This is a genomic window from Microcystis sp. M165S2, assembly GCF_020245885.1.
GTDB lineage: Bacteria > Cyanobacteriota > Cyanobacteriia > Cyanobacteriales > Microcystaceae > Microcystis.
The window spans coordinates 1-14822 of the sequence record NZ_JADBTZ010000031.1; the positions used below are offsets into that span (position 1 = coordinate 1).

Below are 14822 nucleotides of genomic sequence, written 5' to 3' on the forward strand. Positions count from 1 at the left end.
ATTAATTGAGGGAATGAATACCAAAATAAAGCTTATTAAAAGAATAAGTTATGGATTTACCAATTTTGAACATCTTCGACTTAAGCTGTTTGCTTGCTTTAATTCATAACAAAAATTAACACACGAAAACCAGAAGAGCCATCCTCCTTATATTCAATTATCTAAAATAGACTCAACAACAGTCAAATACAAGAATTATTTACTAATGCGTTATGAAACATCTGGCGGCAGATTAAATACATTTATTTTTTTCACTCATTTATCATTTCAAATACTAAAACAAAACGGGATTTTAAGTTATATTATTCCAAACACTATATTAACTCAAGAATATTATGTATTTACACGTCAATTCTTACTCAATAAAGTAACGCTATCAGAGGTTGTCAATTTTCTGAATTTACCGTTTGAAGACGCAGTAGTAGAAACAGTGATTATTCAATATTTGAAATCACAAAATTTAGATTATGCTGTGAATTATGGTGAGCTTGCTGAAAGTGGATTTAATTTAAAGTTTAATATAAGTTCATCCGAAATAAGAAGCAATATCAACTATTCATTTTTAGTTCAGCGTAATTCTATTTTGCTTAAAGTTTTTGGATCTAAAAATTGTCCGCTTGACGAAATTTGTAATATTAATCAAGCAATAGCTTTGAAGGGAGATAAATCACTATCTTTAAAAACACAAAACCCTGAAGGGAAATATAAAAAACTTCTTGATGGAAGAAATATAAATAAATACTCAATTAGCTGGGATGGTTTTTATTTAGATTACGATATTACCAAGATTCATAGTTGTAAACGTAGAGACATTTTTGAAACAAAAGAAAAACTTTTATTTAGAAGAGTTTCGAGAACGTTAATTTTTACTTATGACAATTCTCAATATTATGCTCTTAATACATTGGTAGTTGTAAATCTAAAAAAAGGGATTAACTTTGATATAAAGTTTCTTCTTGGAATAATGAATTCTTCATTAATAAATTATATTTATAACAACAAATTTAAATCAACTAAAACTGTTTTCTCTGAAATTCAAACTCGTTCTATTTCACAGCTTCCAATACCCAAAATTAGTAAAACAAAGCAAGCTAAATGTATTTATCTAGTTGATCAAATCCTTGCCGCAAAAAAAAGCGATCCCAAAGCGGACACAAGCGAATTAGAAAAAGAGATTGATAACTTAGTTTACAAACTTTATCAACTAAGATATAATGAAGTAAAAATAATTGATCCAGACTTTCCACTAACAGAGGAAGAATATGAAGCAATTAAAATAGAGTAGTAGGGAAAACAAAATGAAAACAAGAATAAAAAACTCTTGATCTGGTGTAGTTTTTATTTATTCAGGGAAGGGGCTCTTCTCGGCTTTGTGTGATAATTTTTGCTTATGGAATCGTGAAATGCTTACTGGACAAGACTTTTAAGACTATTTTGCGGATATTCTATCAGTATAGACCTCGTTTCCACACAGAAACCAGAAGAGCCGGGAAGGGGAATCTGCATCACTATATTATAAATGTTGAATTAATAGACTCAAAACATGGAAAAAACTGTTAATAAAATTTCTCTAAAACAACAAACTAGCGACTTTCACTATTGGCAAAAACAAACACCCCAAAAAAGACTAGAAGCACTAGAACAAATCCGCCAAGAATATCACCAATACAAATATAATGCTCAACCAAGATTTCAAAGAGTTTATACAATTATTAAACGACAATCAAGTTAAATATCTGGTTATCGTTGGTTATGCTGTTGCAGTTTATGGACATCCATGCTATAATAAAGTATAATAAAGATATTGATATTTGGATTGAAATAAGCCAAGAAAATGCTCAGAAATTAGTAACAGCATTAAGTCAATTTGGATTTGAAAGCTTAGGATTGACATCTGATGACTTTCAAACCCCTAATCAAATCATTCAGCTTGGCTATCCCCCGAACCGAATTGATTTAATTACAAATCCTGATGGTGTTGATTTTCAAACCTGCTATGATTCCAAAATTGAAGTAATGCTTAATGATGTACCTGTTAACTTTATCAATCTTGACAATCTCAAAAAAAATAAATTAGCATCTGGGAGACTTCAAGACCTAGCCGATTTAGAAAACCTGCAAAATGAATGAAGTGAACGCTATGCTGATACAAACGAATTAGAAAAAGAGATTGATAAAATAGTTTACAAACTTTATCAACTCACCTATATCCAGAATATAAAGCCATTAAAATAGAGTAGTAGGGAAAACAAAATGAAAACAATAGCAGGATTAGATCGCATTACCTTTGACCCTAAAATTATGGCGGGTCAAGCTTGTATTCGGGGAATGCGGATACCCGTATCGGTCATCATTAACCTCATCGCCAATGGCTTATCAACAGCTGAGATAATTGAAGACTATCCCTATCTCGAACCAGAAGACATCCAACAAGCTTTAAGATATGCAGCTTGGCTAACCCAAGAGCGCGTCATCCTTTGGCAAAACACCCAAGCAGTATGAAGTTTTTAGGTGATATGGGTATCTCTCCCCGCACAATTGCACTTTTGAGAGAACAAGGCTATGACGCAATCCACCTGATTGAAGAAAACCTAGAAAAGATGACAGACCAAAATATTTTAGACAAAGCTCGTCAAGAAGAAAGAATATTACTTACAGTAGATTTAGACTTTGCTCAACTATTAGCAATTAGTGGCGACAGCTTACCCAGTGTTATTTTATTTCGTCTAGGGAATGTAAGCCGAGAAGTTGTGAACCGTCGCTTGTTAGCCATCTTAAATAACTATGCCACAGAACTTACTAATGGTCTAATCATCTCTGTAACTGATGTTTCAATTCGACTTAGGCACTTACCCATTCAACCATGAAAATTTTACTAAAAACACATATTTTTTTATGGTTTATCAGTGGAGATAAACGACAATGACAGAGGAAGAATATGAAGCAATTAAAATAGAGTAGTAGGGAAAACAAAATGAAAACAAGAATAAAAAACTCTTGATATGGTGTAGTTTTTATTATGGTTAGTTACCTGACATAAGCTAAATGAAATTAAACAACAAATTGATTAACATCTCAACCAAAAAAAATGAAAGCAGTTAAAGCAATGGCAACCATTAACGAACAAGGACAAATCACCCTAGATAGTCCGCTAATGAATAACAAAAATAGTCGAGTAGAAATTATCATCCTCATCCCAGAATTAGCAATTGAGAAAACATTAAATGTATGTGGTGGTGATGCTTGTATCCATAATACCAGAATCCCGGTTTGGCTATTAGTCAGCTACCAACAACAAGGACTGAGCGACGCAAAAATATTAGAGGCATATCCCACCCTAAACGCGGTTGATCTGGCAAATGCTTGGAGATATGCCGAAAATCATCCCCAAGAAATTGCCAAAGCAATCCTGGAAAACGAGGCTGATTAGACAATGGTAAAACTCTATGCAGATGAGCAATTTCCCTTACCTGTTATCAGAATTTTGTTGTATTCGTGGAATGCGAATCCGCGTCACAGACATATTAGAAATGCTGGCTGAAAACGTCAGCATCACTGAAATTTTAGAAGACTTTCCCGATTTAGAACTAGCCGACATTCAAGCTTGTCTAATCTTTGCCGCACGTCGTACAGACTTTCCCAGACTAAAGAATCTCAACCAAAATGCTTGACAAAAGCCAAGACTTGACTTATACTTTTTATATAATGGGAATCCGTGCCTAAATACATATAGGGGTTTTCAGAGAAATTAACGAGCGTTTGCGGCAAGGATTAAAGCTGGTTTGGTTAGGCTAACTTTATCAGGCCCTTTGAGGAGAGAAAAGTTATGGCTGAGTCGAAAAGCTGGGATTTTCAGAGATTTTGGCAAACTCTAGACTATTTTGATAGTATTCCCCTGTGGAGTTGTCTGCAAAAGCGGCTCGGTTTCGGGGAAGATAAAAAAAATCAGCTAACAAATGAGCAAGGGATGAAGACTATATTAGTCATTGGTGGGGAAAATGCGATCGGTAGAAAAGTAATCACTCAACTACAGCAGCAAAACTATCAAATTCGCGCTTTAGTCGATAATATTGATGATGCACGTCAATTATTCGGCGAAAATGTCGATTTATTTGCTCTGCAAACCCCGCAATTATTCACAGGGATTGAGAGAATTATCTACTGTCAAGGGGAGAATAACCGCCATAGTTTAGCTAATTTACTCGATTTACTGAAAAATGCCGGGATAACCGCCGAAAAAACCCTCTTTGACTTTAGCAATCCCAGCAGTGATATAAAAGAAATCTGGGGTGCGGTGGATGATGTGGTAATGGGAGGAGTGAGTGAGAGTCAGATAACCCTGACTAGAGGACGAGCGCTCTTTTCCGGTATCGTTAGAACTGAAAATAACGGCGGTTTTGCCTCAGTTCGTACCAGAAACCTGAATCCTCCCCTAAATTTATCTAACTACGAGGGAATAGAATTACAGGTAGAAGGGGACGGAAAACGCTATAAATTAATTCTGCGCTGTGAAGGACGTTGGGATGGTATCGGTTACTGTTATTCTTTTGATACACTTGATCGCACCTGGCAAAGTATTTCTATTCCTTTTGGCGATTTAATCCCGGTAGTGCGCGCTAAAACCCTCCGGGATGCAGCACCGTTTGATAGTAGTAACGTCTATGCTTTGCAGTTAATGCAGAGTAAATTCGAGTACGATGGGGCCATAAATCCCCGTTTCTCCCCGGGGTTATTTGCTTTAGAAATTGTCACAATTAAAGCCTACGGTGGCAAAAACCGCTTAATTATCGTTAAAGAAGGAGAAATCGCCGAAAAAAGCCTTTTAGATGCTAGTGGTTATCCCTACGAAGCGATCGATTCTGCCCAGATTTTCGCTAAACTTAATTAATTTAAATAAGCTTGGATCTCAAGTTAAACTACAGAACATCGGGTTAAGATCATGACTATCGGGAGCATAATTAAGGAGGTATGTTCATGAGTGAACAGAATCCCTACGAACAACTTGGGGTTACTGAAGAATCCTCTTTTGAAGAAATTCAAGAGGCCAAACAAAGACTGGTGCAACAGTATCAAAATGATAGCAAAATTGTCGAATCGATCGAGGCGGCCTACGATTCCGTCCTCATGGATCGACTGCGGATGCGACAGGAGGGTAGAATTAAAGTTCCCGATCGCATTCGTTTTCCCGAACGTCTGACGATTCCGGTGGAAAGTAAACCGGTTACTAGCAGTAAATCTCCTCACTGGTGGCAAAGCTTAATCGATACACCTTCTGCACGGGATATCGGCGTACCAGCAGTGATTTACGCTTGTTTAGGAGCAATAACGCTGTTAGTTCCCGATCCCAGTGGCTCCCTTTTACCGCTGCTCTTAGCTTTTGGCGTTTTCGTTAATATCTATTTTTTCAACCGCAAGGAAAACCGTTTTGGCCGCGCCTTACTATTCACTCTCGCTGGTTTAGTGCTAGGAGTCGCTCTGGGAGCGGGATTAGCCAGTTTAGCGGCCAAGGCTGATTTGAATATCTTCGGCGATCGCCCAATTTATGCGCTCGTCACTTTTCTGATCTTTTGGGTGATTAGTAGTTTTTTCCGTTAACCAATCGCTCGTAGGGAGCCTAAGATCACGTCCACTGCTTCCCCAAGGTTATTGACGATATAATCAGGCTCGTAGCTCTCTAAACGGGAACGGCTGCGAATCCCGGATAATACGCCAATAACCTTAATATTTTGGCTCTTAGCGGCGGCAATATCCGCTTCCGTATCCCCCACCATCCAAGTATCGGCAGCCGCCGGCAGTTCCTTAGCGGCCTTAGCCATAAGCAGGGTTTTGTCGCGCACGTCATTGGTTTTGGTGTAATTATTATTTAGACAATAACGACGATTAGCGGCGAAAAAACGACCGATATCGTGGCGATTAAAGGCATGATCTAGCTCGGATACCCGCCGCATCGTCATCACGACTAAATCGATCTTTAACTCTTGGATTTTCTGGAGAGTTTCCAAAGAACCAACCACCGGGCGATCGTGGACAAGATAGGGTAAAGTATGAACAGTTTGACGACGAAGATGGGCAAATTTACGCGCTTGATCTTCATCTAATCCTGACATTTCCCCGATACGCTTCTCAGAAACCTGATCCCGTTTTAACTGCCAAAATTCCGCTTTCGATAATTCTCCGATAATTTGACCTTTATAGGCGGTTTTCTGTAAACAGTCTTGATAAACTTGGTAATATCGCTCCGATACGTCCATTATCGGCCCGTCAAAGTCGCTAATTAGTCTCAACATCGTTCTAATACTTCTCGCTTTATTAATTTTTATATACAAGTTACCCTAGAGTCTTGACAATGACAAGAGTTTTGTCAGGAAAAAAATTAGGGATGAGGGAAGTGGAAATTATGAATTATGAATTATGAATTATGAAGAGGGGAGTGGGGAGTGGGGTGTGGGGGGAAATAGGGAAATGGGGAAGTGGGGAAGTGGGGAAGTGGGGAATTTCAACTAAAAACCCCAACATCCCAACCCCTAAAACCCTAAAACCCTAAAACCCCAACCCCTCACTGATTACTGTTTACTGATGACTGATTACTGATCACTGATCACTGATGCTTCCCCTTCCCTAGTCTGGACGGTTAGCTTAAAATAAATGTAAGGATATGTAAACTTTCGTAACTATCTCGCCAATTGGCTAACCAATGATCCCAACAACTTCTTTATTCGCACCCGTTGACGATGATCTCCGTCTTTTGACCGATAACTTAAAAAACCTCGTCGGCGCTCGTCATCCCATTTTAGCGGCGGCAGCAGAACATTTGTTCGAGGCCGGTGGTAAACGCGTTCGACCGGCGATCGTGTTGTTAGTGTCTCGCGCTACCATGTTAGACCGGGATATCACTCCCCGTCATCGTCGATTAGCGGAAATCACGGAGATGATCCACACTGCCAGTCTCGTCCATGATGATGTGGTAGATGAGGCGGAATTGCGGCGCAGTGTTCCCACCGTTAACAGTTTATTTGACAATCGCGTGGCGGTTTTAGCGGGGGATTTTCTTTTCGCTCAATCCTCTTGGTATCTAGCAAATTTAGATAATTTAGAAGTGGTAAAATTGCTCTCAGAAGTGATTCGCGATTTTGCTGAAGGGGAAATTCAACAGGGAATTAATCGCTTTGATACCAGTATCTCCTTGGCAGCTTATCTAGAAAAAAGTTACTACAAAACTGCTTCTTTAATTGCCAACAGTGCCAAAGCGGCCGGGGTATTAAGCGAGCAATCGGCTGAAGTTAATCATCATTTATATAATTATGGTCGCGATTTAGGATTAGCTTTTCAAATCGTCGATGATATTCTCGATTTTACCTCCCCCACGGAAGTATTAGGAAAACCCTCTGGCTCCGATTTGATCAGTGGTAATATCACCGCTCCCGCTCTCTTTGCCATGGAGGAAAATCCCTATATAGAAGTGTTAATCGAACGGGAATTTAGTCAGGAAGGAGACATCGAAAAAGCTCTTGATTTTATTCACTCTAGCCAAGGTATTCCTCGCTCAAAAGAATTAGCCAATCAGTATGGTCAAAGTGCCTTAAAACACCTTGACTGTTTAGCTTCTTCTCCCTCAAAAGATGTGTTAATCGAGCTAGTAGATTACGTTTTGAGCCGAATTTATTAGGGAATAATAGTTCTAGCCGTAGCAATAGTCCAAGCATCAACTAATAATAAAAATAGGGTGAGAATAAAAAGAATTCCATACATCCAAGGCTGAGAAAGGGGGCGAATATCAGTCATATCCAAGTTAGTTTTTTCCTCGATTATTTTGACCATGCGATTAAATCCCACTACTCGCATCGGCAATAAATAGGCTTTTTCCGCGGAGCGATCAAGGAAATAATAAACTAAACCACCCTGTCCTGTACTGCGACATTTAAGTTCTTTTATATCTGTCCAATTTAACCACCAACCAGAGCGAAGAAAAGCGGGAAACCATTGGGGATAGGTAACTTGTATTCCTGTTTCTGATAAAATGACTCTTTCACTTAAAGCTCCGTATAAAGCGATTAATCCTAAGCTAATTCCTACCCAGAGAAAATTGGGATTAACAGGGGAATTAGTGACTTTTGCTAAAAAGGGTAAGGGGATGGTTAACGCCACATATAAACTTAATAAAGTTACCCGAATTATTGGTGATATCCGAAAAATTATTGTTTCTTGCATAGAAAATCATCAACTAAGACACAGGATTAATTCTAGCAATTATCTCTAAGTTTCTCTTGACATCCTCACCGTCCGTTTACGGACGGTGATTCCCAAGCCTCACGATTTGGGTTTCTGCTTCTGTCCTAAAAGGGGTTTCGCACCTGCCTTAACAGATTTACTCTGTTCTGGTCTTATGGTCGTGACAATGACCATCATAAATTGTAGGGCGGGTTAGACGGCACTAAGTCTAGAAACGTAAGGAGAAATGCTCAATCCGTCGTAACTCATTTTCGCTTTGGCCACACCCGCAAACATTCTATACCAAATATCCAAGAGAGTCAAAATTCTTTTCAATTTATGACATTACTTGTAGGTCTTATTGGCTCTTCTGGTTTCTGTGTGGAAACGAGGTCTATACTGATAGTTTCTTCCCCTATTGGTCGGGGAAATTCCCGACTCTCTCGGCAAAAATTCGATATTTGATCGCCGTCATCTGGCTATTAATTATCCTCTTTTGGTTAGCCCGCATTCAGGAATCGATCGATGCCCGTCGCAAGCTCGAAAGTAGCTGTACCCTTAACTTGATCTAGAGTAGAGTGATTCCGTATTTCTCTCCAGCCAGATAGTTATACCACTAAATAGTACAAAAGTCTAGAGATTCTGTTAAGTCTCATTAATCGGGCGGCGTGGCAGCACCGAAGCTTACTGCTATAATTGCTTACGGACAAAGATAATAAACAAAATTTATGGGCGACTTTTTTGATAACGTGAGCCGTTACCCCCGCTATCTGATTAGCTTTAGTTTAGGGATTTTCTTCGCCTTTTTCGGCTGGTTAGCCCCTTTATTAAAAAATCCCCTCACAGCGATCGCACTTGTGGGCTTTCTAGGGGGAACTTTCGCCTTTCTTTATTTCACCCTCAAAGCCATGCTCGGATTAGCTTGATACAATGGTAAGGGTTTCGCTGTTTTTAGGGGACGAAAATTATGGCTAACGATCGTCGAGTATCTCGCGTGTCCTCGCTAATTAAGCGCGAGGTCAGCCAAATGTTATTAATGGAAATTAAAGATGATCGCGTCGGCGCCGGTATGGTTAGCGTTACCGATGTGGATCTCTCCCACGACCTGCAACACGCTAAAATTTTTGTGTCTATCTACGGCAACGAAGATGCAAAGGCCGAAACTATGGCCGGTTTAAAAGCTTCTGCGGGATTCGTCCGGCGCGAACTCGGTCAACGCATCCGTCTCAGACGTACCCCCGAAGTGGTCTTCCTCGAAGATTCTTCCCTCGCACGCGGCGATCGAATGTTACACCTTCTTGATCATATTAAAAGCGATCGACCCCCAGAAGATGACGATTCCGATATCAGTGACCAGTGAACAGGATAACTAAATTTAGGCAAAACTGGGAACTTAAAACTTAAACCTGATAACTGATAACTCTCCAGAAAAGCTTTGATGTGCTTAGTTTCTAACCTTCTTTTTAGGTAGGAGAATTGCCAGATTCTGCCTTTTGCCTCTTGCATGAGTGCCTCTTGCCTTCAGAAGCTGATAACTGATAACTGATAACTGATAACTGATAACTGATAACTGAATAGTGAGCGATCGCATTTTATCCCTAAAAGAACGTATTGGTCAGATGATAGTAGTCCGCGCTTCCGGCTATCTCTTTGACCAACAAATCCGCTATCCTGTCTGGGAACCTGTCAACGCCACCCTGAAACATTGGTTAGAAACCCTCCACCTCGGCGGGGTGATTCTCTTAGGAGGCAGCGCCGCCGAAATCGCTTTCCGCACTCAACAATTACAAAGTTGGTCCGGGGATAATCCTCTCCTCATCGCCGCCGATATCGAGGAGGGAGTCGGCCAAAGGTTTTCCGGCGCCACTTGGTTTCCCCCCCCGATGGCTTTAGGAAAAATAGCCGAAAAAAGCTTGACAAAAGCCACAGAATATGCTAGGGAAATGGGAGCAATTACCGCTAAGGAAGCCCTAGCGATCGGGATTAACTGGATTTTAGCCCCAATTGTCGATGTGAACAATAATCCCGACAATCCGGTTATCAATATTCGTTCCTTCGCTGAAACTCCTGAAATCGTCGCTAATCTAGCTCAAGCTTTTATTTTAGGGGCGGATTCCTATCCAGTTTTGACCACGGCCAAACATTTTCCAGGCCACGGTGACACCAGCAATGACTCCCATCTCGATCTTCCCATCATCAACCACGATCATCATCGCCTAGAAGCGATCGAATTGCCGCCCTTTCAAGCAGCAATCGAGTCGGGGGTTGATAGTATTATGTCAGCCCATCTGTTAATTCCCGCTTGGGATGCCGAGTTTCCCGCCACTCTTTCCTCGAAAATTCTCGGGGAAAAACTGCGCCAAAATCTCGGTTTTCAGGGTTTAATCGTCACTGATGCCCTGATTATGGGAGGAGTGACTAAAATTGCCAGTGCTGCCGCCATCGCAGTTATGGCGGTACAGGCGGGGGCCGATATACTATTAATGCCTCCCGATCCGATCGAAGCGATCGAAGCGGTGTATAGTGCCGTGCAAGCGGGTACAATTAGCGAAGCGAGAATTAATGATTCTTGGCAACGTATTCAACGAGCAAAAGAGAAATTAGGGCAAAGACAGCCCTCCTTAGAATCCTTAAGCAGTTTAGCGGCACCGCAAGCTCTAGAGATTGTCAGCGATATTTTAAAAGATTCCCAAACAGTTAGCGCTAATTTACCGATTCAAGCCACTCAAGGCCGCAATTTAATCATTATCGATGATTTACTCCACTGTGACTTTCTCGATCGCTCTTGTCCGGCGGTGACAATTCCCCGACAATGGGGTTATCAAACGCAAATTATCGACCGTAGCACCTTTAATCAGTCCCTCGTCTCCCCAGAAACGACTCTCCTACAAGTATTTATCCGTGGTAATCCTTTTCGGGGTAGTGCCGGATTAAGCGACGAAACGAAAGCTATCTATCAAGCTTTGCTGAAAACCGGACAGATTCAAGCATTGATTGTTTATGGTAGTCCCTACGTTTTCCAGTGGTTTCGTCAACAAAGCGGAGAAATTCCCTATCTTTTCAGCTATGGACAACAAGCAAGCGCCCAAAAAATTGCCCTAGAAACTGTTTTTGAGTGGCCCACTAGCGGCGAAAATCGGACAGATACTTTCCTTTAAGGGCAAAAATCGTCTAGTAACCATCGGGCAATGCGATCGGAGGCACCGGCTGACCCCATTCTCTGACGACCATTAAAGGCGATTTCTTGCCACTGTGGGGGATTTTGTAATAAATATTCTAACTTGTCTGCCACTGACTCGGCACTATCGCTTAAGAGAATTGAACAGCCTAATAAACGCTGTTGCAGTTTGGCAAAATGGGGAGTAAACTGTGGTCCGTCCCCCGCAATCGTGATCGCCGGTTTACCCAAACCGACGAACTGTTCCGTGGCAGTTCCCGCCATGGCGATCGCTAGATGGCAACGGCCTAAATATTCGGCGTAATCCGTTTGAGAAATAGTTATAAATACTTCTTGACAAATAAACTTATTTGTGCTATGTTCTCGCCAACCCCGGGAAATTAAAGCAGCCGTAAAAGATTCTAGGGGGAGAGAAGGAGCGATCGCCGCCAAAAATTCCAGCTGATAATCGGGAAAACGTCCGATAATGGCGGCCACAGCCTCGATAATTTTCTGCCAATTGTGGAGAGATTCGGGAAAGCGCGAACCGGGTAGAAGCAGAATATTTAGGCAATCTTGGGGAAAATCGCCCGTTATCGCGGGTAAAAGGTCATCCATCATCGGATTACCCCCATCGACAACGGGAATTGACCACTGTTGTAAAATTTTGCTAGTTAAACTATCCCGGGGAAAAACCCCCCGACAGCGAGGATGAGCCATTAACCAGCGTTCCCAGGGATAATAGTAGGAACCCCAGAGGCGATCGATCATCGAGCTACTATCTAACCATCCCTGCTCATCCCGGAGATAGTATTCCGATTTAGCCGTTCCCACAAAAGCATAATCTGTCTCGCTCAACCAAGCAAGGGCAAGGGGTAAGATATCTCCGACCGCGACAATTTTTCCCCCTTCTTGGCCCCAATTTCTGACCAGACGGTATTGACGAGAGGTTAATCCTAATAATCCCTCCCGTAGATCTCGCCATAATTGTTTGGCATCCCTGGTGATAAAACCCCCAGAGGGCATTTTTTGACCTCGATCGAGCAGGGGAATCCCCAGACGAGTATAAGCATAACCGTTACCCACTAGGGGTAAAGCAGTAATACCCGGACAGTGGGGAGATGATTGCAGTCTTTTAATAATCCGGATCGCGATCTCATCTTCACCGTGGCCATTACTCAAAAATAATAATTTCACTGTTCCCCTTAACTTCTGGCTTAAAGTCCTAAACTTCGGTTGTTTTATTCCCCTCGACCCTAGACAATGCTCATGGTTAGGGAACAATCAATTTTATAAAAGCAGTTAACCAACTCCCATTTAGTCTAATCTACCAGAAGGTTTCGCCGATCGCCTATCTCTGCCCTGATAGCGACCATTTGACCAAAGGTTAAGACTAATAGATAAGAGATTAGTTTAACTGCTTCTATTTTTCTCGATCAAAAAGACCAAATTTCGCCCCCCAGAGCCAAGGGTGTCAGAAAGCTGCTCTGATCGCTATATTAAAATCAGTGATTAATTGGCATCCTAGCGGAAAAAATGATTATCGACTTACCCGATCGAGAAGCTACTGTCAATTTAGGCGAAAAACTGGGGCAAACCTTGGCCTCTGGCAGTGTAATTTTATTAAAAGGCGATTTGGGAGCGGGAAAAACCACCTTAGTACAGGGAATTGGCTTAGGATTGGGCATTCAAGAGCCTATAGCTAGTCCTACCTTCACCCTCGTTAACGAATATAACGAAGGCCGCCTTCCTTTGTATCATTTGGATTTGTATCGTTTGCAGGGTCAAGATATCGAGGCGCTGTACCTAGAAAATTATTGGCAGGGAATCGAGGTAGATTTAGGGATAGTGGCGATCGAATGGTCAGAACGTTTAACTTTTTTGCCAGACAATTATCTAGAGATTACTTTACTCGATCGAGGCGCGCAAGGACGACGAGCGCTGCTCAATTTTATCCGTGGGGACGAAAAAAATAGCGACCCCACAGGAATCGCTATCAGCACTTGACTCTTTAAGCAATCAAACTTTAGCGGTAACTTTCCAGTTATTCTCTAATTTGTCTTTCTTCTAAAGTTTCTTCAAAGAAACTATTGTAGAGGAAACCCGCAGCCACGGCCCCAACAATAGGAGCAATCCAGAATAACCATAATTGACCAACGAGAGCCATATTACCGCATAAAAGAGCAACACCGGTACTACGAGCCGGGTTAACGGAGGTATTGGTCACGGGAATGCTAATTAAGTGAATTAAGGTCAATCCTAAACCAATAGCGATGGGAGCAAAACCGGCCGGAGCGCGTCGATCGGTAGAGCCTAAAATGATGATTAAGAACATGAAGGTCAAGACCACTTCCGTGACCAAAGCGGCGAATAAACTGTAACCACCGGGAGAATGTTCTCCGTAACCATTGGTGGCCAGAGGGTTACTGCCTTCCAGAGCGAAACTGGGTTGACCACTGGCAATAATGTAGATAATTACTGCCGCTAAAATCGCCCCTAAAACTTGAGCGATGATGTAGGGAAGTAGTTCCGAACCGGGGAAGCGTTTACCTGCCCAGAGACCGAAGGAAACGGCAGGATTAAAATGTCCCCCCGAAATATGCCCTAAAGCGTAGGCAAGGGTAAGAACCGTTAAACCGAAGGCAAGGGAGACACCCACAAAAGAAATCCCCACATGGATATTAAAATCAGCACCATCTACGATACTCTTGGCTTTACCCACAAATACTGCCGCTAAAACGGCACTACCGCAACCGCCGAGAACGAGCCAAAACGTCCCGATGAACTCTGCTAGATACTTTTTCATCTCTATATCAAGGTTGAAACATTTTACTTTCAAGTTATTTCCCATCAAACCGGATTAAACTGTTATGAGATATTAAAAAATAGTTATTTTTTTATCTTCAATTTAGCAGTCTTCACGGGAAACCTATCAGCTTTTTAGAGGTATAATACTAAAAAAAACCGGAATTTCTGCTAATTTCACACTTTCTTTAGATTTATCTTCTATCTTGATGTCTGAGGGGTTTTGGCAGTGGTTGACCCTTTCCGCCGAGTGCTAATTATGAGATGATCGATGCAGGAAGAAAAGGCGATATTTAATATCAACAATAATTAGGGCTTGCTGAATAAATCTAAAAACCTTGTTGGGTAAGACTGTTAGACCTTTTGTCAATCAAAAAGTACTGGATAGGGGAGTGATCGGGGGGAAATTTAAGCACTTTTTCCCTGAAAATTAGGTAGTTGACCACCTGAAAATGGGTAAAACCCCACACCCTACACCCCACACCCCACAGCCCACACCCCAACCCCCAACCCCCAACCCCCAACCCCCACCGAAAAACTTTTTCAGCAAACCCTAATTAGGCAAGGGATTCTCCCACTTCTAAGAGGGGACAAAAGGGAAAATAGGGGGAAACCGTCCAACGATAGAATTTTTTGCTGCTGGTGGACTGAA

Annotated in this window: 19 protein-coding genes; 15 read left to right on the forward strand and 4 right to left on the reverse strand. The window is 41.6% G+C overall.

Annotated elements, in window-relative coordinates; translation table 11 throughout:
• From IM479_RS01565 to IM479_RS01610, 10 genes are all read left to right on the forward strand, one after another.
• Positions 1–109: transposase (locus IM479_RS01565; RefSeq protein WP_287672724.1), on the forward strand; the 109-nt coding region annotated here is incomplete at its 5' end.
• A 42-nt stretch (positions 110–151) separates the two neighbouring features.
• Positions 152–1285, forward strand: coding sequence for a TaqI-like C-terminal specificity domain-containing protein (locus IM479_RS01570; RefSeq protein WP_502845723.1), 1134 nt, complete (start codon positions 152–154; stop codon positions 1283–1285).
• A gap of 258 nt (positions 1286–1543) precedes the next feature.
• Positions 1544–1732, forward strand: a complete 189-nt coding sequence (locus IM479_RS01575; RefSeq protein ID WP_287687146.1) for a hypothetical protein — start codon at positions 1544–1546, stop codon at positions 1730–1732.
• 20 nt (positions 1733–1752) lie between these two features.
• A complete protein-coding gene (locus IM479_RS01580) occupies positions 1753–2130 on the forward strand; it encodes a hypothetical protein (RefSeq protein ID WP_287687147.1) in 378 nt (125 codons plus the stop codon).
• A gap of 123 nt (positions 2131–2253) precedes the next feature.
• Positions 2254–2502 carry a DUF433 domain-containing protein gene (locus IM479_RS01585; RefSeq protein ID WP_286827419.1) on the forward strand — a complete coding sequence of 83 codons (249 nt, stop codon included), beginning with the start codon at positions 2254–2256 and terminating at the stop codon, positions 2500–2502.
• A complete protein-coding gene (locus tag IM479_RS01590) occupies positions 2499–2867 on the forward strand; it encodes a DUF5615 family PIN-like protein (protein ID WP_287674120.1) in 369 nt (122 codons plus the stop codon). Before IM479_RS01585 ends, IM479_RS01590 begins: the two co-directional genes overlap by 4 nt.
• Positions 2868–3088: 221 nt before the next feature.
• Positions 3089–3430, forward strand: coding sequence for a DUF433 domain-containing protein (locus IM479_RS01595; RefSeq protein WP_287687148.1), 342 nt, complete (start codon positions 3089–3091; stop codon positions 3428–3430).
• A gap of 16 nt (positions 3431–3446) precedes the next feature.
• Positions 3447–3671: a DUF433 domain-containing protein gene (locus IM479_RS01600; RefSeq protein WP_287674117.1), complete on the forward strand. Its 225-nt coding sequence runs from the start codon at positions 3447–3449 to the stop codon at positions 3669–3671.
• A 155-nt stretch (positions 3672–3826) separates the two neighbouring features.
• Positions 3827–4888 (forward strand): CIA30 family protein, encoded by a 1062-nt coding sequence (locus tag IM479_RS01605; protein ID WP_287075687.1) that lies wholly within the window; start codon positions 3827–3829, stop codon positions 4886–4888.
• An 86-nt stretch (positions 4889–4974) separates the two neighbouring features.
• Positions 4975–5595, forward strand: a complete 621-nt coding sequence (locus IM479_RS01610) for a CPP1-like family protein (protein WP_287075685.1) — start codon at positions 4975–4977, stop codon at positions 5593–5595.
• Here the strand turns inward: IM479_RS01610 and IM479_RS01615 are convergent.
• Entirely contained in the window at positions 5592–6287 is a 696-nt protein-coding gene (locus tag IM479_RS01615; RefSeq protein WP_002801790.1) for an HAD family hydrolase, read from the reverse strand. The genes IM479_RS01610 and IM479_RS01615 overlap by 4 nt on opposite strands.
• Before the next feature lie 407 nt (positions 6288–6694).
• Between IM479_RS01615 and sds the strand changes: the two genes are divergently transcribed.
• Complete coding sequence (gene sds / locus IM479_RS01620) at positions 6695–7666, forward strand: solanesyl diphosphate synthase (protein ID WP_286827423.1); 972 nt, start codon at positions 6695–6697, stop codon at positions 7664–7666.
• Here sds and IM479_RS01625 read toward each other — a convergent pair.
• Complete coding sequence (locus IM479_RS01625; RefSeq protein ID WP_287687149.1) at positions 7663–8208, reverse strand: hypothetical protein; 546 nt, start codon at positions 8206–8208, stop codon at positions 7663–7665. The genes sds and IM479_RS01625 overlap by 4 nt on opposite strands.
• A 728-nt stretch (positions 8209–8936) precedes the next feature.
• Between IM479_RS01625 and IM479_RS01630 the strand changes: the two genes are divergently transcribed.
• The 3 genes from IM479_RS01630 to IM479_RS01640 all read left to right on the forward strand — a co-directional run bounded on the left by IM479_RS01630 (position 8937) and on the right by IM479_RS01640 (position 11366).
• The gene (locus IM479_RS01630) at positions 8937–9134 is read left to right on the forward strand and encodes a DUF751 family protein (protein ID WP_002737592.1); all 198 of its coding nucleotides are present in this window, start codon (positions 8937–8939) and stop codon (positions 9132–9134) included.
• A gap of 41 nt (positions 9135–9175) precedes the next feature.
• Positions 9176–9568 (forward strand): 30S ribosome-binding factor RbfA, encoded by a 393-nt coding sequence (rbfA, locus tag IM479_RS01635; protein ID WP_287687150.1) that lies wholly within the window; start codon positions 9176–9178, stop codon positions 9566–9568.
• Between the two features lie 217 nt (positions 9569–9785).
• On the forward strand, positions 9786–11366 hold the full coding sequence (locus IM479_RS01640; protein WP_287687151.1) for a glycoside hydrolase family 3 N-terminal domain-containing protein: 1581 nt from the start codon (positions 9786–9788) through the stop codon (positions 11364–11366).
• Here the strand turns inward: IM479_RS01640 and IM479_RS01645 are convergent.
• Entirely contained in the window at positions 11363–12562 is a 1200-nt protein-coding gene (locus tag IM479_RS01645) for a lipid-A-disaccharide synthase-related protein (RefSeq protein ID WP_287687152.1), read from the reverse strand. The genes IM479_RS01640 and IM479_RS01645 overlap by 4 nt on opposite strands.
• Before the next feature lie 339 nt (positions 12563–12901).
• Between IM479_RS01645 and tsaE the strand changes: the two genes are divergently transcribed.
• A complete protein-coding gene (gene tsaE, locus IM479_RS01650) occupies positions 12902–13372 on the forward strand; it encodes a tRNA (adenosine(37)-N6)-threonylcarbamoyltransferase complex ATPase subunit type 1 TsaE (protein ID WP_287687153.1) in 471 nt (156 codons plus the stop codon).
• Positions 13373–13409: 37 nt separating this feature from the next.
• Here tsaE and aqpZ read toward each other — a convergent pair whose 3' ends face one another.
• Positions 13410–14171: an aquaporin Z gene (aqpZ, locus tag IM479_RS01655; RefSeq protein ID WP_287687154.1), complete on the reverse strand. Its 762-nt coding sequence runs from the start codon at positions 14169–14171 to the stop codon at positions 13410–13412.
• Positions 14172–14822 lie beyond the last annotated feature (651 nt).

Coding starts and splice junctions, on each gene's coding strand:
- IM479_RS01575 (WP_287687146.1), top strand. CDS start 1,544: ATGGAAAAAACTGTTAATAAAATTTCTCTAAAACAACAAACTAGCGAC.
- IM479_RS01580 (WP_287687147.1), top strand. CDS start 1,753: ATGCTGTTGCAGTTTATGGACATCCATGCTATAATAAAGTATAATAAA.
- IM479_RS01585 (WP_286827419.1), top strand. CDS start 2,254: ATGAAAACAATAGCAGGATTAGATCGCATTACCTTTGACCCTAAAATT.
- IM479_RS01590 (WP_287674120.1), top strand. CDS start 2,499: ATGAAGTTTTTAGGTGATATGGGTATCTCTCCCCGCACAATTGCACTT.
- IM479_RS01595 (WP_287687148.1), top strand. CDS start 3,089: ATGAAAGCAGTTAAAGCAATGGCAACCATTAACGAACAAGGACAAATC.
- IM479_RS01600 (WP_287674117.1), top strand. CDS start 3,447: ATGCAGATGAGCAATTTCCCTTACCTGTTATCAGAATTTTGTTGTATT.
- IM479_RS01605 (WP_287075687.1), top strand. CDS start 3,827: ATGGCTGAGTCGAAAAGCTGGGATTTTCAGAGATTTTGGCAAACTCTA.
- IM479_RS01610 (WP_287075685.1), top strand. CDS start 4,975: ATGAGTGAACAGAATCCCTACGAACAACTTGGGGTTACTGAAGAATCC.
- IM479_RS01615 (WP_002801790.1), bottom strand. CDS start 6,287: ATGTTGAGACTAATTAGCGACTTTGACGGGCCGATAATGGACGTATCG.
- sds (WP_286827423.1), top strand. CDS start 6,695: ATGATCCCAACAACTTCTTTATTCGCACCCGTTGACGATGATCTCCGT.
- IM479_RS01625 (WP_287687149.1), bottom strand. CDS start 8,208: ATGCAAGAAACAATAATTTTTCGGATATCACCAATAATTCGGGTAACT.
- IM479_RS01630 (WP_002737592.1), top strand. CDS start 8,937: ATGGGCGACTTTTTTGATAACGTGAGCCGTTACCCCCGCTATCTGATT.
- rbfA (WP_287687150.1), top strand. CDS start 9,176: ATGGCTAACGATCGTCGAGTATCTCGCGTGTCCTCGCTAATTAAGCGC.
- tsaE (WP_287687153.1), top strand. CDS start 12,902: ATGATTATCGACTTACCCGATCGAGAAGCTACTGTCAATTTAGGCGAA.
- aqpZ (WP_287687154.1), bottom strand. CDS start 14,171: ATGAAAAAGTATCTAGCAGAGTTCATCGGGACGTTTTGGCTCGTTCTC.